This window comes from Vibrio sinaloensis (assembly GCF_023195835.1).
GTDB lineage: Bacteria > Pseudomonadota > Gammaproteobacteria > Enterobacterales > Vibrionaceae > Vibrio > Vibrio sinaloensis_C.
On record NZ_CP096200.1, the window covers coordinates 28,174 to 48,927 of the forward strand.

Annotated in this window: 21 protein-coding genes; 13 read left to right on the forward strand and 8 right to left on the reverse strand. The window is 46.2% G+C overall.

Going from position 1 to position 20,754, the window contains the following annotated elements:
- Nucleotides 1-200 precede the first annotated feature (200 nt).
- From nrdD to MTO69_RS13775, 5 genes are all read left to right on the forward strand, one after another.
- On the forward strand, nt 201-2,321 hold the full coding sequence (gene nrdD / locus MTO69_RS13755) for an anaerobic ribonucleoside-triphosphate reductase (protein WP_248334972.1): 2,121 nt from the start codon (nt 201-203) through the stop codon (nt 2,319-2,321).
- 55 nt (nt 2,322-2,376) lie between these two features.
- Nucleotides 2,377-2,844 (forward strand): anaerobic ribonucleoside-triphosphate reductase-activating protein, encoded by a 468-nt coding sequence (gene nrdG / locus MTO69_RS13760; RefSeq protein ID WP_248334973.1) that lies wholly within the window; start codon nt 2,377-2,379, stop codon nt 2,842-2,844.
- 165 nt (nt 2,845-3,009) lie between these two features.
- Nucleotides 3,010-4,191, forward strand: coding sequence for an amino acid aminotransferase (locus MTO69_RS13765; RefSeq protein WP_248334974.1), 1,182 nt, complete (start codon nt 3,010-3,012; stop codon nt 4,189-4,191).
- Between the two features lie 64 nt (nt 4,192-4,255).
- On the forward strand, nt 4,256-4,930 hold the full coding sequence (locus MTO69_RS13770) for an ATP-dependent zinc protease family protein (protein ID WP_248334975.1): 675 nt from the start codon (nt 4,256-4,258) through the stop codon (nt 4,928-4,930).
- 225 nt (nt 4,931-5,155) lie between these two features.
- Complete coding sequence (locus tag MTO69_RS13775; protein WP_248334976.1) at nt 5,156-5,554, forward strand: NUDIX hydrolase; 399 nt, start codon at nt 5,156-5,158, stop codon at nt 5,552-5,554.
- Nucleotides 5,555-5,592: 38 nt separating this feature from the next.
- Here MTO69_RS13775 and MTO69_RS13780 read toward each other — a convergent pair whose 3' ends face one another.
- Nucleotides 5,593-6,066: an FKBP-type peptidyl-prolyl cis-trans isomerase gene (locus MTO69_RS13780; RefSeq protein ID WP_248334977.1), complete on the reverse strand. Its 474-nt coding sequence runs from the start codon at nt 6,064-6,066 to the stop codon at nt 5,593-5,595.
- Nucleotides 6,067-6,083: 17 nt separating this feature from the next.
- Entirely contained in the window at nt 6,084-6,704 is a 621-nt protein-coding gene (locus MTO69_RS13785; protein WP_248334978.1) for a thiol:disulfide interchange protein DsbA/DsbL, read from the reverse strand.
- A gap of 250 nt (nt 6,705-6,954) precedes the next feature.
- Between MTO69_RS13785 and MTO69_RS13790 the strand changes: the two genes are divergently transcribed.
- Together MTO69_RS13790 and MTO69_RS13795 are read left to right on the forward strand one after the other, a co-directional pair.
- Entirely contained in the window at nt 6,955-7,572 is a 618-nt protein-coding gene (locus MTO69_RS13790; protein ID WP_248334979.1) for an OmpA family protein, read from the forward strand.
- A 284-nt stretch (nt 7,573-7,856) separates the two neighbouring features.
- Nucleotides 7,857-9,008: an HD-GYP domain-containing protein gene (locus tag MTO69_RS13795; RefSeq protein ID WP_248334980.1), complete on the forward strand. Its 1,152-nt coding sequence runs from the start codon at nt 7,857-7,859 to the stop codon at nt 9,006-9,008.
- 60 nt (nt 9,009-9,068) lie between these two features.
- Here the strand turns inward: MTO69_RS13795 and MTO69_RS13800 are convergent, their stop codons facing one another.
- Together MTO69_RS13800 and MTO69_RS13805 are read right to left on the reverse strand one after the other, a co-directional pair.
- Complete coding sequence (locus tag MTO69_RS13800) at nt 9,069-9,314, reverse strand: YgjV family protein (protein ID WP_248334981.1); 246 nt, start codon at nt 9,312-9,314, stop codon at nt 9,069-9,071.
- 299 nt (nt 9,315-9,613) lie between these two features.
- The gene (locus MTO69_RS13805) at nt 9,614-9,931 is read right to left on the reverse strand and encodes a DUF496 family protein (RefSeq protein WP_248334982.1); all 318 of its coding nucleotides are present in this window, start codon (nt 9,929-9,931) and stop codon (nt 9,614-9,616) included.
- A gap of 185 nt (nt 9,932-10,116) precedes the next feature.
- On the opposite strand from MTO69_RS13805, the gene MTO69_RS13810 reads away from it, so the two are divergent.
- The 6 genes from MTO69_RS13810 (at nt 10,117) to luxQ (ending at nt 16,311) form a co-directional block, all read left to right on the forward strand.
- A complete protein-coding gene (locus tag MTO69_RS13810; protein ID WP_248334983.1) occupies nt 10,117-10,308 on the forward strand; it encodes a hypothetical protein in 192 nt (63 codons plus the stop codon).
- A gap of 35 nt (nt 10,309-10,343) precedes the next feature.
- Nucleotides 10,344-10,991 carry a YceH family protein gene (locus tag MTO69_RS13815; protein WP_248334984.1) on the forward strand — a complete coding sequence of 216 codons (648 nt, stop codon included), beginning with the start codon at nt 10,344-10,346 and terminating at the stop codon, nt 10,989-10,991.
- Nucleotides 10,991-11,299 carry a GIY-YIG nuclease family protein gene (locus MTO69_RS13820; RefSeq protein ID WP_248334985.1) on the forward strand — a complete coding sequence of 103 codons (309 nt, stop codon included), beginning with the start codon at nt 10,991-10,993 and terminating at the stop codon, nt 11,297-11,299. Before MTO69_RS13815 ends, MTO69_RS13820 begins: the two co-directional genes overlap by 1 nt.
- A gap of 66 nt (nt 11,300-11,365) precedes the next feature.
- Nucleotides 11,366-12,523 (forward strand): conjugal transfer protein TraF, encoded by a 1,158-nt coding sequence (gene traF / locus MTO69_RS13825; RefSeq protein ID WP_248334986.1) that lies wholly within the window; start codon nt 11,366-11,368, stop codon nt 12,521-12,523.
- Between the two features lie 137 nt (nt 12,524-12,660).
- Nucleotides 12,661-13,758, forward strand: a complete 1,098-nt coding sequence (locus tag MTO69_RS13830) for an autoinducer 2-binding periplasmic protein LuxP (protein WP_248334987.1) — start codon at nt 12,661-12,663, stop codon at nt 13,756-13,758.
- Between the two features lie 9 nt (nt 13,759-13,767).
- Nucleotides 13,768-16,311, forward strand: coding sequence for a quorum-sensing autoinducer 2 sensor kinase/phosphatase LuxQ (luxQ, locus tag MTO69_RS13835; RefSeq protein WP_248334988.1), 2,544 nt, complete (start codon nt 13,768-13,770; stop codon nt 16,309-16,311).
- A gap of 15 nt (nt 16,312-16,326) precedes the next feature.
- Here luxQ and MTO69_RS13840 read toward each other — a convergent pair whose 3' ends face one another.
- From MTO69_RS13840 to yccS, 4 genes are all read right to left on the reverse strand, one after another.
- Nucleotides 16,327-17,586 carry a hydroxymethylglutaryl-CoA reductase gene (locus MTO69_RS13840; RefSeq protein WP_248334989.1) on the reverse strand — a complete coding sequence of 420 codons (1,260 nt, stop codon included), beginning with the start codon at nt 17,584-17,586 and terminating at the stop codon, nt 16,327-16,329.
- Between the two features lie 89 nt (nt 17,587-17,675).
- Complete coding sequence (locus MTO69_RS13845) at nt 17,676-17,960, reverse strand: hypothetical protein (protein WP_248334990.1); 285 nt, start codon at nt 17,958-17,960, stop codon at nt 17,676-17,678.
- A 56-nt stretch (nt 17,961-18,016) separates the two neighbouring features.
- Nucleotides 18,017-18,241, reverse strand: a complete 225-nt coding sequence (locus MTO69_RS13850; protein WP_248335668.1) for a hypothetical protein — start codon at nt 18,239-18,241, stop codon at nt 18,017-18,019.
- A 133-nt stretch (nt 18,242-18,374) separates the two neighbouring features.
- Complete coding sequence (gene yccS, locus MTO69_RS13855) at nt 18,375-20,540, reverse strand: YccS family putative transporter (RefSeq protein ID WP_248334991.1); 2,166 nt, start codon at nt 20,538-20,540, stop codon at nt 18,375-18,377.
- Nucleotides 20,541-20,754: the final 214 nt, after the last annotated feature.

A 20,754-nucleotide genomic window follows, 5' to 3' on the forward strand; every position in this document is an offset into this window, starting at 1 on the left:
TTTACTTTCTATCTGAGATCAGTGCCACTAAGATCGATTTGATCTTAAGCGAGGGTCTCCTTTTATTGATCAAAATCAATACTCTAGCCAGCCGCATCTCGTTAAATACGCCACAATATATAGTGTCAGTTGAAATAAAAATCGCCCTATATAGTGTGTTTGTGGATAAGTCTGTGGGTATGCTGGGGTAAGGAGAAAAGGTGAAACCAATCGTAATCAAACGTGACGGCTCTAGGGCTCCGTTTAGCAGGGATCGCATTCAAGCCGCAGTGGAGTCGGCAGCAGAGCATGTTGACAAAGAGACCGCCATTTATGCGCTTAACGTGGCGCTGGCGGTGGAGCTGCAACTGAAAGATCACGATGAAGTACACATCAATGATATCCAAACTCTAGTCGAAAATGAGTTGATGCAGGGACCGTACAAGTCGCTTGCTCGCTCGTACATTGAATACCGCCACGACCGCGATATCGCGCGCGAGAAACAGAGCACCTTAACCCGAGAAATCGAGGGCCTGATCGAAGAGAGCAATGTTGACCTTATCAACGAGAACGCCAACAAAGATGGCAAGGTTATTCCGACTCAGCGTGACTTACTTGCAGGTATTGTTGCTAAGCACTACGCGAAAACCCATATTTTGCCGCGTGATATTGTTCAGGCGCACGAAGAGGGGGATATTCACTACCACGACCTCGACTATGCACCGTTTTTCCCTATGTTCAACTGTATGTTAATTGACTTACAAGGGATGCTGACACACGGATTCAAAATGGGTAATGCCGAGATCGACACACCAAAATCGATTTCGACCGCGACCGCGGTGACCGCGCAAATCATTGCGCAAGTAGCTAGTCATATCTATGGCGGCACCACCATCAACCGGATTGATGAAGTGTTAGCGCCGTATGTGACCAGAAGTTATGAAAAGCACCTAAAAATCGCTCAGGAGTGGGATATCCCTAACCCTAAAGCCTTTGCTGAGTCACGCACAGAGAAAGAGTGTTTTGACGCATTTCAATCGCTCGAGTATGAGGTGAACACCCTACACACCGCGAACGGCCAAACACCATTTGTCACCTTTGGTTTTGGCTTGGGAACGAGCTGGGAGTCTCGATTGATTCAACAATCGATCTTGAAAAACCGTATTGCAGGTTTGGGTAAAAACCGTAAAACGGCGGTGTTCCCTAAGTTGGTATTTGGTATTAAAGATGGCTTGAACCACAAGTCAGAAGACCCCAACTACGACATCAAAAAGCTTGCTTTAGAGTGTGCGTCAAAACGCATGTACCCAGATATTCTCAACTATGACAAAGTGGTTGAGATCACTGGGTCATTTAAAACCCCAATGGGTTGCCGTAGCTTCTTAGGTACTTATGAGGAAAATGGCGAGTTAATCCATGAAGGGCGCAACAACTTGGGTGTGGTCAGCTTGAACCTGCCACGAATAGCGCTGGCTGCAGGTGGTGATGAACGTGCGTTCTATACCCTTTTAGACCAAAAGCTCGATCTTGCCCGCCGCGCACTTGAGACTCGCATCTCGCGTTTGGAGAATGTAAAAGCGCGCGTAGCGCCGATCCTCTACATGGAAGGGGCATGCGGCGTGCGTCTAAAGGCGGATGAGCCGATCGCCAACATCTTTAAAAATGGCCGCGCTTCGATTTCGCTCGGGTACATTGGTATTCATGAAACCATCAGCGCTCTGTTTGGTGACGAGACCCATGTATACGACGATAGCACACTGCGCCAAAAGGCCATCACTATTGTTAAGTACCTTAAAGATAAGGTGAACCAGTGGGCGCAAGAGTCCGGATATGGTTACAGCTTATACGGAACACCGAGCGAGAACTTGTGCAGTCGTTTCTGTCGCATTGACACCAAAGAGTATGGGGTGATCAAAGGGGTGACTGACAAGGGGTATTACACCAACAGTTTCCACCTTGATGTAGAGAAAAAGGTTAACCCATACGATAAGATCGACTTTGAAATGCCATATCCTGAGGTGTCGAGTGGTGGCTTTATCTGTTACGGCGAGTTCCCTAACATGCAGCGCAATATTGAAGCGCTAGAAAACGTATGGGATTACAGCTATAGCCGAGTTCCCTATTACGGAACTAACACCCCGATTGATGAGTGCTACGAGTGTGGTTACAACGGTGAGTTTGATTGCACCAGCAAAGGATTTACCTGCCCAAGCTGTGGCAATCATGATTCGACAAAAGTATCCGTGACTCGTCGCGTGTGTGGTTATCTGGGTAGTCCTGATGCCAGACCGTTTAACTTCGGTAAGCAAGAAGAAGTGAAGCGCCGGGTCAAACATCTATAAACAGATAAACCATTGAGCCCAATAACTTGGGCTCTTTTTCTTTAGAGATCTTTTAATGAACTATCATCAGTATTACCCCATTGATGTGGTCAATGGCCCAGGCACGCGTTGTACGCTTTTTGTCTCTGGGTGCGTACATCAATGTAAAGGATGCTACAACCAATCGACGCAGCGACTCGACTCAGGTTTCCCATTTACTCAAGAGGCACAAGACAGAATCATTGCCGATCTCAACGATACTCGGATTAAACGGCGTGGCTTGTCGCTTTCTGGGGGCGATCCTCTTCATCCGGCCAATGTCGCCGATGTACTTGCGTTGGTTAAACGGGTAAGGGAAGAATGCCCGGGTAAAGACATTTGGGTATGGACTGGCTATCGCCTTGATGAACTTGATGAGGCGCAACGAGAGGTCACGCGTTATATCGATACCTTGATCGATGGTAAATTTGAACAAGATCAGAAAGATCTCAACTTAGAATGGCGGGGAAGCGCCAATCAAGTCATCCACAAATTTACACTGTGAATAGTAGAATAATTCTCTAAATCGAACTTTAAAGGTTAAATAAATGTTAATGGCGATGGTTGTTTATCCTGTTTTGCCTTTTTGAGTTGAAATTTTATTTCTAGATTGATGAGTTAAATGATAAGTTGATGGCCGTTACTTGAATTTCAAAGGGTTGTGACTTTCATGTTCTCTCATTTACCGACTCCAACACTGGATCCTATTCTTTCTCTATCCGTTGCATACCGCAACGATCCTCGCGACGAAAAAGTTGACCTTGGCATTGGCGTTTACAAAAACAGCGCCGGTGAAACGCCCGTAATGAAGGCGATTCAGCAAGCACAAGATATCGTTGTCGCGACACAAAAAACCAAATCATACGTTGGACTGGCCGGCTGCGAAGAGTTCAATCAATCCATGATTGATTTGTTGCTCGATGGCACTTCTGCCATGGACCGAGTTGCTGCTGTGCAAACGCCAGGAGCGAGTGGTGCTCTGCGTATGCTAGGCGATTTGATGAAAGTGGCTCAGCCAAACACCACAGTTTGGATTTCTAATCCAAGTTATGTAAACCATCGCCCTGTGATGGAGGCGGCTGGCCTCAAAGTGAGACACTATCACTACTTTAGTCCAGAAACAAAACAAGTCGATATTGCACGTATGATGGACGATCTTGCTACGGCAGGGCCGGAAGATGTTGTGCTTCTTCATGGTTGTTGTCATAACCCAACTGGGGCAGACATCGATTTTGATGCATGGAAAGCAATCACAGAGCTGTCGCAAAAAAATGGCTTTACGCCGTTTGTCGATATTGCATACCAAGGCTTTGGTGATGGCCTTGAGCAAGACGCAAAAGGGCTACGTCATATGGCGGACAATGTCGAAGAAATGCTGATCACCACGTCGTGTTCGAAGAACTTTGGCCTTTATCGTGAGCGAACTGGAGCCGCCATTGTCGTTGGTAAATCGCAAAGTGACGTGAATAATGCCAAAGGTAAGTTATTAACGCTGGCTCGTTCTACGTACACCATGCCGCCCGATCACGGCGCGGCATTGGTGAAAACTATCCTTCGAGACCCTGCGCTAACTGCGGTCTGGAAGCAAGAGTTGAGTGAAATGCAGCAACGTCTGGTAAACCTACGTCAAACTTTGTGTAACGAGTTGAGAAATAAACACAATACTTCACAATTCGACTTTATAGAAAGCCACAAAGGCATGTTTACTGTGCTAGGATTTAGCCAAGACCAAATGGCGCGTTTGCGCGAAGAGTTCGGGATCTATGGTGTTGGAGATGGTCGAATCAATATTGCAGGCTTAACGGAGAAGGACATTCCTTACGTTGCGCAAGCAATAATCAACGTCGCATAATACTGTCGGGGCTAAATGCAGCCCCGCTTCATCTCGATCCGGTATATTATGATTAGGTGAACCAATGAATAAAACGTTGAAAGTACTGCTTCCATTAATGTTAAGCGGCGGTTTAGTCGCTTGTACCGCGACAGGGCCAGTTCCGGTCGAGCCCGAAGAAAAGCCGCAAACTGAGTTGCCGGTTGAACCGCAACCGGAGACGCCTCAAGTCCAACCCCCTGCTGTAGACCCACAACCACCTGAAGTGGAACAGCCAGTTGAACCTAAACCTGAACCCAAACCACCCGTTATTCAAGAACCGATAAAGAAAACCGCTGATGGTAAACTGTTCCTTGGCGCCGAAGAGTGGGTTTATATTCCTGGGCTGGAGCAGAGCTTTCGCGCTCGGATTGATACCGGAGCCACTACCTCTTCTATTAGCGCAGTCGACATTGTTCCTTTTGAGCGTGATGGAAAAGATTGGGTGAAATTTAAAATCGAACATGACAAGGTCAAAAGCAAAGAAATTGCGCTACCTGTCAAACGTTGGGTGAAAATTCGCCAGTCTAATAGCAACGAGTCTGACTTACGTGCTGTTGTGGAAGGTTGGATTCAAATCGGAGACTTAAAAGATAAGACCGATTTTACCTTGGCAGATAGAACCCACTTGACCTTCCCGTTATTGTTGGGACGCAGCTTCTTCAAAGATATCGCTGTTGTTGATGTAAGCCAGAAATACATCCAAGATAAACACAAATAACAGTGTTTTAGCGCACAAAATAAAACCAGTAGCATCACAAGCTGCTGGTTTTTTCATTTCTTAGATCATATTTTTAACTTTCCCCTCAGCGAATGATGCGCCACTAGGTTACTATTTGCCCGCTTAAGTCGGTCGACCATGCTGCCAATACCCTCAATCGCCCAGTTTAACGAGCGGCGATCAAACCTCTAGCAGTATGGAATAAAAACTATAAAGGAGTAACAAATGAAACACTTAGCGATGGCTGTCGTTATTGATGATGGTAAGGTGTTAGTACAAAGGCGCCCATGCTCAGTTCAAGGCGAGTTCCATCAGTTTCCTGGTGGAGCGGTGAAAAACAATGAGACAGGTACGGACGCTGCAAAACGTGAGCTATTTGAGGCGGCAGGGATCACGGCTGGCGAACACGTTGCCACATTCAGTGGTATTAACGATTTTGGCGGACGCATCTACTACGCCATTTTTAACACGGCAAAATCAGTGGCGCCAAAATCAAGCAACAGCGAGTTTGAATGGCGCTCGGTCGACGATTTACCGTTGAGCGATCTCCATGCCGCTGATGTCGAGTTCGTCCAAAAGCATCTGTTTGACTATTGCGAGTCTCAAGCTTCGTCCAACAGTTAAAAAAGAGGCCAATCTAATCAGATTGGCCTTTTGTATTGTTATTGAATCTCTAGTAGTTCAACGTCGAAGATGAGGGTCGCCGCCGGAGGGATAGGGCCAGTGCCGCTTTTACCGTAGGCAAGCGTACTTGGAATGAACAAGCGGAACTTATCGCCTTCAGACATATAAGTCAGACCTTCTTGCCATCCTTTAATCACCTGATTGAGCTTAAAGCTAATTGGTTCACCCCGATCAACCGAACTGTCAAAAACGGTACCATCGAGCAGCGTACCATGATAGTGGACTTTGACCACACTGCTACTCGTTGGCTGAGTGGTACCTTGACCTTTATGTAGCACCTGATATTGCAAGCCACTTTCAGTAGTCACGACTTGTTCTTTTTGTCCGTTTTCTAGCAAAAAGGCTTGGCCTTGCGCAAAGTTTTGTTCACCAGCTTTGTGGGTTGTCCAGGTGCGGTAAATAAAAAAGCCCGCTAGAACAACAATAATAATGGCAATAGTAATCTTAGACATAAATCCTTTCCGTTAAATTAGGGTTGCTTGAGTAAGAAGTTGATCGTGTTTGCAATATCTTGAATATCTTTATGACCACTGGTCATCACCTGATACTTGCCGTTAACAATAAAAGTGGGAACGGCATTAATTTGACCGCGAGTAGTGATTTCTTCGGCCACTTGCATTGCTGCAAACAGTTGTTTCTGCGCTGTTTCGTCGAAATCGTATGGGCTGGTTAGGTCACGGTTGTGGAATGCTAAGTCGATCGCCGCTTTCTTATCTGCAAGCGTTGCGCCGTCGCCCATTTGAGTGGCTGCAAATAGCTCAGTCATCATTGAGTGATCGGGCTTTTGGCCGAGCTGCATTTCTGCCGCGTAATAAATCATTGCGCCGATCTGAGCGCTCTCATTGAAAGTGACATGAACTTTGCCGATATCTTGACTTGTCAGTTGTTCGATGGTCGCAAGTTCGTTTTCCATCTTGCGGCAATGGCCGCAGTTGAGGGAGAACACTTCCACGACAGGGGGAAGTCTAAAAGTAGCAAGGTTAGCAGGCAATTGTGTGTATTGTTTGCCTTGCTGAGGTTGGCCGTCATCAGAACAACCTGCGACAATGAAGGCAAAGGCGAGTAGCAGCAGGGAAAAAACTCTATTCATAAAAAGGTCTCATAGGGTCACCAACTAGGTGATAGTTATGGGATAAAGAACAATGGGTTAATTCTACTTGCTCCATCGCTGGTATAAAACAATGATGTTGAGAAAAACCCATTACAAAGTGTGTCGTTTACAACAAGGAAACATCAAGGCGAATAAACGTGCGCTAAAAGCAATAATACTAAAAACCGTTAAAGAATTTCCGTTTTGGTCGATATAGAAATGGTAAGGAAAAGGAACCAATGGTGAATCGATGAAGCGCTTTGTATTTCCACTGATATTATTGCTAGCCGGGTGTAGTAGTTTAGACGACACGATTGCCATGTTCGACGATAATCTACTCGACACCGCACCTAAATCTGACTTCGATGTCCGTTATCCGGAATGGGGCAGTGCACCTGCTATCGCCAGCTCTGGCGTGAAAGGCCCTTTTGGCCAGCAACGCACACAAAGCTACAGCGAGTTGCAAAATTTTTTGGTCAACAATGGCGTCGACTACGAGCTGTTGCCGGGTAACCATGTGATGGTGAAACTTAAAGACACCATTAAGTTCAATACTGGTTCATCTCGCGTCTCAGCCGATTCTGAAGCCTGGCTCAATATGATGGGGCGATATCTGGCCTCTCAACCTGGCATCGACATCGTGATTGATGGACACGCTGACAGTACTGGTGCAGCAAATTTTAACGATACCCTGTCAATGAAACGCGCCACAGCGGTCAAGCAGCAGTTAGTCAATAATAATGTGGCGATGAATTCTATTTTTACCCGAGGTTATGGCGAGTATGTACCTGCCTGTACCAATCGAACAAAAGCGGGTAAGGCCTGCAATCGACGTGTAGAAGTTTTGTTCATCGTCGCGAATAACTGATTCAGTCTGGATCCCTCATTGCTGAAAACAGCCTGCCTACTTCGGTGGGCTGTTTGCGTATCTAAGCCCTGTTTGATGTCGACGACATAACCTAATGCAACTCGCCCTGTCGCCAAACATTGTAACCACACAGTGATCACGTTCCGTTCCGAATAACCCTTCTTTTTATGATGAAATTCTAACTTTATAAATCAGCAAGTTAGTGTTTTGTTAAATGTTTGATACAGTCATTCTCAACTATGAGATATTGTCCTCAAAAACATAAAAACAGGTAACGTATTGGCATGCTCGATTATGCTTTCCTCAATCAGATAGCGTCACAAGATAGCGCACTACTTTCTAAGTTAGACGCCATTCACGAACACGCGTCAGCGCGTTGCTCAAATCTGTCACGGTTTTCCGTTGCACTCATTGAGCAAAACCGAGTGTCAAACTATTACGTCCAAGATAGATTCGTTGACTCCGGATGCTTTGATTACGATGACCATGAGATCACCGACGACTCTTCGCTAAGTAGCATCGCCTACGCTGCTCAGGTGAGAATCATTGATGATATTTCTCACATGCAGCACACCGACCGGATAAAAGCATTGATGAGCCACGGTCACGTAAGTAGCTACACTTATCCGATCTCCTATCAAGGAAAAACCATAGGTTTCATTTTTATTAATGCCACAGAGTTGGGGTATTTCTCCCACCCTTCAATAGAGCGAGATTTTGCGTTTATGTGCCAGCTTGTGTCTGGCTTATTCATCCAGCTGTTTGAAGGACAGCGCCACTTTCAATCGAGTTTAAAGATTGCACTGCAAATGGGACATGCACGCGACCCTGAGACCAAAGAGCACTTAATTCGGATGGGGATGTACAGTGAGTTGATTGCGCGACTGTTGTCGAGCAAATTCCCGCACATCTCCCATCAGTTTATTCACAGAATACGTCTGTATGCGCCGTTTCATGATATTGGTAAATACATGATTCCAGATGATATTTTGTACAGCAACAAACGATTTACTACCGAAGAGCGAGAGATCATGAATAACCACACCATCTATGGTGAGCAGATCATTGATCAAGTGATCGAAGTCGCTCAGGCGACCATGGTGAGTGAGCAAGAGATTCAGTTTATCAAAAACATCATTCGCCACCATCACGAGCTATACAACGGCGAGGGATTACCGGATGGCTTAGGCGATAAAGAGATTCCGCTTGAGGCGAGAATTGTCACCTTGGCCGATGTGTTTGACGCACTGCTGAGTCGGCGGGCTTATAAACCTGCCTGGGAACTGAGCAAGGTAGTGGAGTACATCAAGCGCAACAAAGCCGTGATGTTTGATCCGATTTGTGTGGATGTTTTGGTCGACAACATCGACAAGTTTATGCAAATTCGAGCCAGGTACCTCGACAAGATAGACAAACGAGAATTGGTCGCGAGCTAATAATGAAAAAGGCTTTTGTGCAGTGCACAAGAGCCTTCATTCAATAAGTCACACTAGCGATCATGCGGCGGTGTTAACTTGCTCGCTTTTTTTTTCGCTTTGCATTTTGGCTAGGAAGTAGACATTAACGCACGCGATAAAGCCATTGGTAACGACAACAGGCCAAGCATCGATCATCAGGCCGTAAGCCGTAAACAGGCCACAACCGATAAAGTTAAGAACACGCAGCTTAACGATGTCTTTCATTGTGAGTGAGATAGCAACCATGATAGAAGCTGCGTAGCCTAGAATTTCAACCATATCCATAATTTGACCCTCTTAATTTTGCCGACCCTACGTCGGTACCAATTCTTCTCGTCTTGAGATAAGTGAGGAAGCTCCGTGCCTCGAATGGTCTAAATGATTAACTGAGTTGAAATATAACAGGGCTAAATGTGTGATGAAAGCCCCAAAAATATGAACGGAGAAGGTTAGCGATTACGCAAACGTTTTACGTTGTTTGCAACAAAGTAATAACCAAAAATGTTGGCTCAAACGTCCCCTTGTTGCCAATAAAAAAGCCTGCGACAAAGCAGGCTTATAGCATCACAGAGTAGGAGTCGAGACTACTTCTTTTTGCCTTGAATGAGTTTATCTTCTTCAGTCAACTCACGAATACGACGGCTGATATCACGGCGCTCTTTAGAGATTTCTGCGCTCTTGATGATATGATCGTCAACGCGATCTTCGTAGTCTGCTTTCATATTCTTGATGATGGCAACGATTTCTTCGTTGCTCATGTCTGGCTTGATGTAGTCCATCAGGTTTTCAAGCAAGTCAACACGCTTGCGGTTATCACGCACTTTCTTTTCGTTATCAAGAAGCTCACGCTTTAGCTTATTTTTACGACGTGCCTGAGCTACGATTTCAAAAACACCACTCATAGTTCCCTTTCCTAATTTTTTTGAACAACTCACTGGATTAAATCACAACATCTAGTGTGATAACAGTCTTTAGATCAATCATTACTTTAGCATGACGCAATAATCGCCAATCTTTTCTCAAGAGATTGAGCCGATAAAAGTATCGATATATGATTCAACTATTGTGACAGTGAGTTATAACAAAGATGCATACGTCAGACATTGTGATTCCTAAATCCTCTGAAAGGAACTCAGATCGCGCCGCAAGATTAGTCAAAGCCTACAAACGCGAGCGTAGCCAACAAGAAGTGACGGAAGTCGAGTTAAATCGCAGTAAAATTGTAATGATTGATGAGAATGGCAACATAAAAAAAGTCCCCATTCTCTCCGAGCACTAGAGATAGCGCCGAAATAACAACAATAAGGAAATGGTATGAATATCGAGCTAACCCCCATCGAGGCGCGTGTTATTGGTGCGTTGATCGAAAAAGAAGTGACGACTCCGGATTACTACCCACTTACGTTGAACAGTCTAACTGCGGCTTGCAATCAGAAAAGTAACCGCGAGCCTGTGATGTCGCTATCAGAAGTCGAGGTTCAGCAAGCGATAGACAGCTTAAGCGCACGACATTTAGTCAGCGATGAGAGCGGGTTTAATAGCCGCGCAAGCAAGTTCCAACACCGATTCTGTAATACAGAGTTTGGCGACCTCAAGCTGACAAAACAAGAGAAGGCGATTGTGTGCTGCTTGTTGCTGCGTGGGGCGCAAACACCTGGTGAGCTGAGAACCCGTACCAATCGTCTTGCTGACTTTACCGATGTAAAAGAGGTTGAGGCAGTATTGGATTCGATGGTTGCACGTGAACAAGGAGCGCTAGTGGTCAAACTGCCTCGTGAAGCAGGAAAGCGCGAATCACGTTATATGCATTTGTTTAGTGGCGAAGTCGACATCGAAACCGTGGCGGCGCCAGTGGTTTCATCTGGAGGCGATGAACGAATTGAGGCCCTGGAGCAGCAAGTGCAGCAGTTAAAGCAGGAGTTATCTGAGCTTAAAGCGCTGGTGGAGCAACTCACAGCGTAATGTCAAAACAGCACAGCAATACTTGGTATGTGTATTTGGTGCGCATGCCAAGTCGAGCACTTTATTGCGGCATTACCACCGATGTAGAGCGCCGGTTTGCACAACATCAAAGCGGTCGAGGCGCGAAAGCGTTAAAGGGAAAATCTCCTCTGATTATGGAGTGGTTCTATCCTGCTGGGGATAGCCGCAGCGAAGCGTCCAAACTGGAGTGGCGAGTTAAGAAGCTACCCAAAGCCAAGAAAGAACACCTTATTTCCTACCAAATCGACAGCAACATCACACTTGATAGACTTTTAGTTGCTTTATAGCGCTCAAAGTGCGTGATTATGTATTAACCTTGAGAATGAATACTTAAAAAGAAGGTTGATACGGATATGAATCAATTCAAAAAAAATGCAGTGGTGCTCGGGTTGTTGGCTTGTTCTAGTGCGGGATATGCCGCGACTGTGGTACCAGATGGCCGAGGAAATGGCATGGGTAATGCTGGTGTCACCAGTGCTGATTACGTGCTGGCGCCATTTTATAATCCCGCGTTGACAGCCATACATAGAGACAGCGATGATTTTGGTCTGCTGGTACCAGCAATTGGCGCCACATTGCGCGATACCGATAAATCACTCGACACAATAGACTCGCTGCAAGACACCATTAAGCAATTTGAGAATAGTGGCAGTACAGATCCTGCCCAAGCCGCTACGCTCAATAATTACCTAACTCAGCTACAAGACAACAAACCTCTGGCCGTGACTGGTGGTGCGGCGATTGCTGTTGCCCTGCCAATAAACACTCTGTCTGCCAATATATTTATGCGTGGCTATGCCGAAGTTGTCGCTTCACCTGAAATCGCCGCTGATGGGGGCAATGATCCCAATGCAGTGCGAACGCGTTATGAAAGTTCAAATGTAGATATGATTGCCTTTGGCTACTCAGAGTTCGGTGTCGCTCTGGCTAAGCGAATTGCCATTGCCGGTCAAGATGTCTCCCTAGGTGTTACTCCTAAATATCAACAATTAAAAACCTATAAACAGAGCTTGTCGGTCAAAGACTTTGACTTAGACGATTACGACCAAAGTGAAACCAAAAAGAATGCTTTTAACTTGGACTTAGGGGCCGTGTGGTTAGTGGATAACTATCGTCTGGGTGTGGCAGTAAAAGATCTGTTTTCTAAAGAAATTGATACGCAAAATATTGGCGGTGTGAGCCGCTATAAACTGAATACTCAAATGACTCTCTCTGGCACCTATATGAATGACTTTTTTGCGGCGACGATGGATGTCGACGTGATCAAGCAAGAACGCTTCTCGGATCTGAAGGATGAGACACAGTTTGTTCGTGTCGGTGTCGAGGGTAACGCCTTTGGCTGGGCTCAGTTAAGAGCGGGCTATCAGATCGATGTGCAAGACACATTAGATGATGAAGTGACCGTGGGGATCGGTATCAGCCCTGGCGATTTGGTTAGTATTGATTTAGCGGGTAGTTACGCGGGCGATAATCAATTTGGCCTTTCTGGTAATTTGTCTTTTACGTTCTGAACACTATTCGGCATAATGAAAAATCCGAGTTAAAAGAGCTATTTAATGGTTATCTTTTAACTCGGCCCATTTTTATACTAAACGCCATTCTATTGAAAAATGCATTCTTCTGTTTAGTTAGTTAATGAGAATTCAGTATGTCAAAAAAACTCCTCTTTTCTTTACTCTCGCTCTGCTCAACGTCGGTGCTCGCTCAAGCGACTCAAGTTCTCAATGGTTACTGGCAGTACAATGAGTATCTCGATGCTCACCCCAAGCAAAGGCAGTTGACGGAACAGATGAGTGAAGCCGTTCGTCTGCCACCGACGCCGCTCAATACTCCCCAAGATAAAGCGATTTCAATTTCGGTCGTTTATCCAGGTCAACAAGTTTCAGACTACTGGGTACGCAACATCAAGGCATTTGAAATGCGGTTGGAGGAGTTAGGGATTCGCTACAGCATCAACCAAGTGTTTACTCGTCCCAATGTCGACGTTAGGCAGCAAAGCTTATCTTTGCTCGATGCGATTCAAAACAATACTGATTACCTGATCTTTACCCTTGATACCACACGCCACCGTAAGTTTATTGAGCACCTATTAAGTTCAACCGAAACAAAACTGATCCTGCAAAATATCACCACGCCGGTGCGCGCCTGGCAAGACAATCAGCCATTTATGTACGTAGGGTTTGATCATATCAATGGCACCCAGGTTTTAGAGCAGTACTATCAAACTGCGGTGCCAAAGGGCAGTCGTTACTCGGTTCTCTATTTCTCGGAGGGGTACGTCAGTGATGCCCGAGGTGACAGCTTTATCGAAGAGATGACCCACCAAAATGGTTATCAGCTTTCGTCGTCTTTTTATACCCAAGCAACCCGCCAATCGGGTTACCAAGCTGCCAAAAACGCGCTGGAAAAAGACAGTGAACTCAGCTTTATCTACGCTTGCTCTACCGACGTTGCTTTAGGTGCAGCCGATGCATTGCAAGAACTCGATCGAAAGGGCGTATTGATTAACGGCTGGGGTGGTGGTACTGCAGAATTAGAGGCGATTGCTGATGGTGCTCTGGATGTTACCGTGATGAGAATGAACGACGATACGGGCATAGCCATGGCTGAAGCGATTAAGTGGGATATGGAGGGCAAGCGGGTTCCGCAAGTCTATTCCGGTGATTTTGAGTTGGTGACCAGTCAAGATAGCACTCGTAAGATCAATCAGTTAAAACAACGTGCTTTTCGATACTCAGACCAGTAGGGATTAAGTATGCAAGAGGAGCCGCGACGCACGCGTCATTTAGCCCAGTTGCTGACACGTTCGATATTTCTGATTATCGCGACGCTGGTGGTGATCATTGTGATCCAGAATTACCAGGTCAATCGAGAGGTGGTGGCCCAAGAGATTGTACGCAGCAAGAAGCAAACCCAAAGCTTAGTGCAAGAGATCATGGGCAACCGGCTTAAGACTCTTGAAATACAGCATGATAGTCACGGGCGAAACGCTTTTTTAATTCAAGGTGTAGTCCAAGATGATCACAAGGTGCTAAATGGCTTTTTTAATGGCATTGACCAGTTGACCCCTGATTTCTCACCGGATTTTCGTTTTATTTCCCGTAATGGTGCTATTCGCTGGGATGATGAAAATGCGGGGTTTTATGGTATCAGCAAGGCGCAAATGCAACAGATGGCTCAAGACATTGCAACAGGATCAGACTGGTACTTATCGCAAGTAGATTCAAGTCTAGGCCAGCGCTATTTACTGATTCGCCGCGCCCCTGTTATCGATCCGCAAAGCGGGGAAGTGGTGGCCATGCTATTTGTCGGGGTTGTACTCAACAACAACTTTGCCTTGGTCAACTCGGTGCTACAAGGCAGTAATGCCGATGAAGTCTTGTTGGTCGTGGATCAGCAGGTGATTGCAGCCAGTAGCAAACACCCAAACATACACAACATTGAATGGCTCGACAGTTACTCGAGCTCATTAAATGCCAGCCGCTACATGGTATCAAGAACCGATCTATTGATAGATGGGATGCCCACTTTCCTGTCGGTTTATACCGTTCAGGACAATAGTAATGTTGTTGGTTTTGTTCGCACTCACTATTTGTGGGTAGTGGTGACCATATTTGTTCTGGTGACGATTGCTTTGATTACCCGTGTTTGGATTGCAAAGCGGATTTCCTCAGAGCTTAACAAGCTACTTGAGTACACGGGCTCAAGCATTGAAAGGCGCGATTTGCAGCGATTCGATGGCGCCAATATTGAAGAGTTTGATCGTTTGGGTTTGTCCTTTCACAACGCCTTTTTGCGCCTTCAAGAGCAAGAGCAGCAGTTTTCGGATCTTTTTAATTACTCACTCACCCCGATTACCCTTTGGAGTGCGCAAGGGGAGTTACAGCGATTTAACCCAGCCAGTGAGCGCTGTTTTGAAGATGAACAAGTAAGGCAACACTTAATTGACCAACTACAAGGGCAGATCACGATGTCTGCTCAAGGTGCAACATTAACCGGCATCAATACCAATATTAATCACTCGACGTTTCGTTGGAACATATCGCCAATTCTGCGTGATGGCCAGGTTGTTCAAGTGATGGCTCAAGGACAAGATATAACGAGTTTTATCGAGGCCGAGAAACAGAGCCAAGCTGCGCGAGAGCAAGCCGAAGAATCTGCGCGAGTTCAAGCTGATTTCTTGGCTAAAATGAGCCATGAGCTCAGAACGCCGCTCAATGGTATATTAGGTGTGTCGCAGCTGTTAAAAAGCCGCATGCATGATCAGCAAGACAGAGAGCATATGGAAGTCCTTTGTCACAGTGGCGAACATTTACTGGCTGTACTGAATGACATCTTAGACTTTTCTAAGATTGAACAGGGCAAGTTCCATATAGAGAATTCAACCTTTAAGTTAATAGAGTTAACCACAACGGTCGACAAAATATTTCAACCCTTATGTGCTGACAAACAGGTGCAACTCAACGTAACCCACAGCAACCTGAGTGATGTTTACGTCCACAGTGATCAGGTTCGTCTAAATCAAATCATCTTTAATTTGGTCAGTAATGCGGTGAAATTTACCCACCATGGACAAATAGATGTGGTGCTAAGTGCGACCACTAAGGAACAGCAGTGTGATTTCACCATTGAAGTCAAAGATACAGGGATAGGCATCGAGCAAGCACGGCTGAATGATATTTTTGACCCATTCGTTCAAGCAGAATCAACGACCACCCGAGAGTATGGCGGCAGTGGTTTGGGACTTGCGATTGTGCATAGTCTGGTGAGCATATTTGATGGTGAGATTTCGGTAAGCAGTCAGGTTAATCAAGGCACACGCTTTGTGGTCAAGATACCGTTGCAAGTGGCTAAACAAACCCCGTTGTCTGAATCAGCAAATGGTTTACTGGTTGATCCTAAAACGCTATTTGACCGTTGCTTACATGTACTATTGGTCGAAGATAACCATACTAACGCCTTTATCGCGAAAGCGTTCTGTGAGAAATATGGGATGAAGGTAACCTGGGTTCAGGATGGCTTAAATGCCATCGAATCCTTACAAAAAGGCGCCGATGTTGACCTGATATTAATGGACAACCAGCTGCCTAGCCTTGGGGGGATTGAGGCAACTGAAATCATTCGCAATGAACTCAAACTTGATGTTCCCGTTTATGCTTGTACCGCAGATGGGATGGAAGAGACCAAGCAAGAGTTCCTGCGCGCGGGTGCCAATTATGTCATTGTTAAACCAATTAAAGAGCTCGCGCTAAATAAAGCGCTGATTCACTTTAAACAGCGCTATTACAGCGAAGCGTAATCCTAGCGTTTCCCGTTAGCGGGCCAGCTTTTGATGTGCTCGCGAAAAATGCCCAGCGCAAAACGCGCCCACAATCGAGAGCTCACCCGCCAAGCATAACGCGGCGGCAACTTCGGCCAGTGCTTGCGACTTGCCTTGGCCGTGCAAGCCTAAAATGTCCAAACATGCTTTTTGGCTGGGTAGCCCAGTACCGCCACCTACAGTGCCCAACATCAAGTTGGGTAGGGTGACACAGGCGTATAACCCACCTTGCGAATTGAGCTCCATTCTTGTGATCCCAACGGCCGACTCAGCAACACACGCGGCATCTTGGCCGCAGGCAATGTAAAGTGCGGCTAGCGCGTTGGCATAGTGGGCGTTGACACCAATCGCACCACTGAGGGCCGCTCCGGTCGTGGTTACTTGGCCAAAGCGCACCATTTTCTCTGGCGTGGTATGCAGGTATTTTTCAACCAATGCTGTCGAAAGATGCACTTCTGCAGTCACTTTTTTGCCGCGCACATGGCGCATCGTATAGGAGTTCGGTTTTTTGTCACCCGATAAGTTGCCATCGAGGAAGGCCTCACGAGGTTCGATTGGCGAATGTTCTAGAATATATTGAAACACCTGATTGGTCGCAATCGTGACCATGTTTTGCCCCGAGGCATCACCGGTTTGGTACTCAAACACTAAGTAAACCTGGTTGCCCTCGATATTAACGTTGATGTCCTGAAGCTTGCCATGTGAGGTGGTAGACTCGGCGATTTGCTTAAATCCATCATACTGGCCAACCACCCAAGCGACGAACTGTCCGGCATCTATCAAACTGTCGAACAAAAAAGCAGGCGTGCGGGTTACCCCTTCATTGATCAGCATCGCACTTGCGCCACCTGCAGCGGTAATTAATTGTGCCCCTCGGTTATAGGAGGCAACGAGCGCGGCTTCAGTGGTGGCAAGAGGAACCAAGTAGTCGTCACTTGCATAGCGGCCATTGACTCTTAAAGGGCCGGCAACCCCGACTGGGACTTTTACTGTGCCAACAAAGTGCTCAATATTCTTATTGTAAAGGTGAGCATGTGATTGGGTTTGCGGGTCAAGCAACAGGTGTTGTTCGGTTTTATCGGCTAACTTACTCCAGCGTTTCGCGATCGCTTTATCCGATATATAAGGGCTGGGAGTGAGCCGCTGCGTGGCTCGATGATGCTTGGGACTGAGTTTTTGTTCTAATGTGGTGGTGATGTTTTCCGCGGAAAGAAAGGGTTCTCTTGAGCTTTTAGAGAGATTGATTTTTGGCATGACGAGCTATAACAATAAGTTTGGCAGCATTCTAACTGAACTGGTTGGGAACTCAATAAACGCGTAATAGAATGCAACAAATAAGGCAGTTAAACGTGAATATCCAGCAGTGAGCCAATCATTTCTTGGTCTCGTTGGATAACATTGGTGCCGATTTGGCTATAGCGTTCGGCGCTGGACAGCTTGGTCAAAGCTTCAATTTGTGAAGGGGGAGGAACGGGTGCTTTGAACTCGACTTGATTGAATTCGTAACTATTGTCATTTGGCATGGAAAGGTCGCGTTGCTGGCGCTGGATTTCAGCCGCAGCGTCTTCGGCCATCTTCGATGACATATCAACAATCTGGTAGCCGGACTGAATCGAAGAAACTGACATACAACCCCCTCTGTTACCTTAAGCTTAAGATCGGTTTGCAATATGAGCAAGTTGTGCTACGAAAATAAGCTGGCTATCATCTTCATCTCTTCGTCATTGATGATCGAGCCTTGCGTATCATTGAGAGTGCTGTTGATCGCCCCTTTCAGTGCACGTAGCTGTTGAGGAGTCAGTGTCTTAAGCTGAGATTTCATTAGTTCAAATTGATGCTGTGTCATATCTATACGCTCTTCAAACGGATTTCGTTCACCTTGAACTAAGTAAGAGATGTCTCCGTTCATCACCTTGCCTCATGCGGGGCTTGATCATATGGGTATAGTAAATGAGTTTTTATTGACGAGTGTCGGAAAAATGTCGGAAGTTTGTCCGAGCTATGTCAGAAGCGGCCGTTTGGCCGCGCATTCAAATAAGAGATCAATGTGTGGTTGGGGTGACACGAACTGCAAACTTACTCGCTAACGAGTGGAGTTCGGGTAACATCCGGTAAACAAGGTGCAGTTGTTGCAGAACCATACGTACTGAGCTGTCGTCATCATCGCGCCATTCACATAATCGCGACTCCAACGCCATGTCATCAATATTCGATGTATCACAAACTTCACTGTGTTGATTCAATTGATGAAATAATACATCTAAATGTTGGTGGATGACGCGGTGAGCATCAAGAATCAACTTATGAGTCGCCTCATCAGCGATTTGGGTTCGATGCGCGCCCAGCGCAGAAATGTAGCTGAGCAGAGCATGATTGAGGGTTAAAAATCGATAGCTCTCGTCCACCGCCGAGACATAACGCCCTGGCTCTGCCAACATGGAACTGATCGCCGCGGTAAGATTGGCATCTTGGTTATGTGCGTTACGCCTTGCGATTCGGTAACTCAAGCTATCATTCTTGCCTATTCGATACTGACCGATGATGTGCGCGAGATAGCTTTGATTGGCTGAAATCGCATCTGCCATGACTTTGTGTAATCGCTTAGACTGCCAGTCGGGCAAAATGGTGGCGACAGCGGCAACCGCGAGCGCACAGCCAATTAAGGTATCTGCAATCCTAGGTAAGATGACATCAAAGCCTTCACCGAGTTGACTAAAACAAAACAGAACGAGAACCGTAATAAAGCCAGTAGCGTAGCCATAGTTGGCCAAGCGAAAGGCAAAGAAAGCGACGCCAGAAATAACGATGACCAGAAGTTGGCTCTCTTGAGACGGGAACAGTGCGAGTAGCGGAACGCCCACAAGCAGTCCGGCGACTGTGCCTATCACACGCGCGACCAATTTTTGCCTAGTGGCACTGTAGTTGGGTTGGCAGACAAACAGTGTCGTCAATAATATCCAGTAACCGCGTTCAATATCGAATAGCTGAATCACTCCGTAGCCAAAAGTGAGCGCGATAGACATTCTAACCGCATGACGAAATAGCATCGAGTCACGGTTAAAGTTGGCTGCAATGCGTTGATACATAGCTTTCAAACCGTGGGCTTCGGTATCGTCCAACACCTCTTCTTCCAATTGATGAGCGTCGGGGTTATTGACTTGATTGAGCTGCTTTTCCACAGTGGCAAGGTTGTTAAACAGATAACCTAACTGGGCCAACAAAGAGCGCCATGATGGGTCGTTGTGTTGTTGTAGAAACTGCAGTGAATTTTGCAGCTCGTCGAGGGTGAAAATTGAGTCGTCGCTGTGTTGATACTCGTTGCCAAGGCGAATGGCCTGTGCGATTTGTCGACACGATTTTGCCTGATTCTCAAGCAAGTATTTAAACCGAAATAGCACATCACTACGGGAAAAATGTTCCGCCAACTCTTGGTATCGATAATGGGTTGAACTGATGCGCTCGTGAATGTCTTGAGCTAGAAAGTAGGTGTGTAAAAAGCGGTCGCTCGCGCCATCAACGTGCCCTCGTTTAGAGCGACTCAAAAAGGTTGCTTTACAATGGTTTAAAGCACTGACGGTGGCAGCATTTAATCGCGCCTCTTCAATGCGATAAGGTTGAGGAGTGAGGTTTTCGACTGGGTGGAACAACTGGCTCTTTGATTCAAGATAATTAGCCAAGCTCTCGAACACGCGCGCTAAGCTATGTTGAACCGGTTGCATTGGCGCAATCAGGTACCAGATCATCGATACAAAATAGTACCAAGCGGCACCGCCGAGTAACAGCAGTGGTTGAAACCATAGGTTGGTGCTTTGATGTGCGCCCAACATGGCATAGATAGCGATAAGCAGCGAGCCAAACGCAATACTCGCATAGCGAGGCCCGATTGCACCGAGCATGATAAAACCGAATGTTGAACAAAACAGCCCAAGTGCGAACAGCCAAGGGGTTTGAAACAACAGCTCGATAGAAAACGCTGCAATCGCGAAACAGATAAGTGTCAGCAACTGGGACTTTAATCGTCCAGTAAAACTGTCGTCACTTTCAGCAAGCGCGGCAGCGATCACACCCAAAATCAGCGGCACGATCAGCGTATTTAAACTCAAGTACCAAGTAGGAATGACTACGCCCAACAGAGTGATGAGGATAAGCAGGCTGTAGTTAACCGTTTGATTGGCCCAAAGATGGCGTAGTTGGCTGGTTAGATTCACGTGTACTGTACTTTTTATCGACGACTAAGTGGCACCTTAACAGGTCTCTATGGTAACGCTCTGATCTAAATAAAGATACCTTGCTGTTTGCGTGCGGATTAACCAAATGATACTTGACCGCTGTGAAATGACAGTGGCGATATATCCATTAAGGCTACTTGGTGACAATTTTTACCTTTTGTATACGCAAAACTGATTTCAATTCAGTTATGAT

Coding starts and splice junctions, on each gene's coding strand:
- MTO69_RS13770 (WP_248334975.1), top strand. CDS start 4,256: ATGAATAAAACGTTGAAAGTACTGCTTCCATTAATGTTAAGCGGCGGT.
- MTO69_RS13805 (WP_248334982.1), bottom strand. CDS start 9,931: ATGAGTGGTGTTTTTGAAATCGTAGCTCAGGCACGTCGTAAAAATAAG.
- traF (WP_248334986.1), top strand. CDS start 11,366: ATGAATCAATTCAAAAAAAATGCAGTGGTGCTCGGGTTGTTGGCTTGT.
- MTO69_RS13810 (WP_248334983.1), top strand. CDS start 10,117: ATGCATACGTCAGACATTGTGATTCCTAAATCCTCTGAAAGGAACTCA.
- MTO69_RS13795 (WP_248334980.1), top strand. CDS start 7,857: ATGCTCGATTATGCTTTCCTCAATCAGATAGCGTCACAAGATAGCGCA.
- MTO69_RS13840 (WP_248334989.1), bottom strand. CDS start 17,586: ATGCCAAAAATCAATCTCTCTAAAAGCTCAAGAGAACCCTTTCTTTCC.
- MTO69_RS13800 (WP_248334981.1), bottom strand. CDS start 9,314: ATGGATATGGTTGAAATTCTAGGCTACGCAGCTTCTATCATGGTTGCT.
- MTO69_RS13765 (WP_248334974.1), top strand. CDS start 3,010: ATGTTCTCTCATTTACCGACTCCAACACTGGATCCTATTCTTTCTCTA.
- MTO69_RS13815 (WP_248334984.1), top strand. CDS start 10,344: ATGAATATCGAGCTAACCCCCATCGAGGCGCGTGTTATTGGTGCGTTG.
- nrdG (WP_248334973.1), top strand. CDS start 2,377: ATGAACTATCATCAGTATTACCCCATTGATGTGGTCAATGGCCCAGGC.
- MTO69_RS13790 (WP_248334979.1), top strand. CDS start 6,955: ATGAAGCGCTTTGTATTTCCACTGATATTATTGCTAGCCGGGTGTAGT.
- MTO69_RS13850 (WP_248335668.1), bottom strand. CDS start 18,241: ATGAACGGAGACATCTCTTACTTAGTTCAAGGTGAACGAAATCCGTTT.
- MTO69_RS13820 (WP_248334985.1), top strand. CDS start 10,991: ATGTCAAAACAGCACAGCAATACTTGGTATGTGTATTTGGTGCGCATG.
- MTO69_RS13785 (WP_248334978.1), bottom strand. CDS start 6,704: ATGAATAGAGTTTTTTCCCTGCTGCTACTCGCCTTTGCCTTCATTGTC.
- luxQ (WP_248334988.1), top strand. CDS start 13,768: ATGCAAGAGGAGCCGCGACGCACGCGTCATTTAGCCCAGTTGCTGACA.
- MTO69_RS13845 (WP_248334990.1), bottom strand. CDS start 17,960: ATGTCAGTTTCTTCGATTCAGTCCGGCTACCAGATTGTTGATATGTCA.
- MTO69_RS13780 (WP_248334977.1), bottom strand. CDS start 6,066: ATGTCTAAGATTACTATTGCCATTATTATTGTTGTTCTAGCGGGCTTT.
- MTO69_RS13775 (WP_248334976.1), top strand. CDS start 5,156: ATGAAACACTTAGCGATGGCTGTCGTTATTGATGATGGTAAGGTGTTA.
- MTO69_RS13830 (WP_248334987.1), top strand. CDS start 12,661: ATGTCAAAAAAACTCCTCTTTTCTTTACTCTCGCTCTGCTCAACGTCG.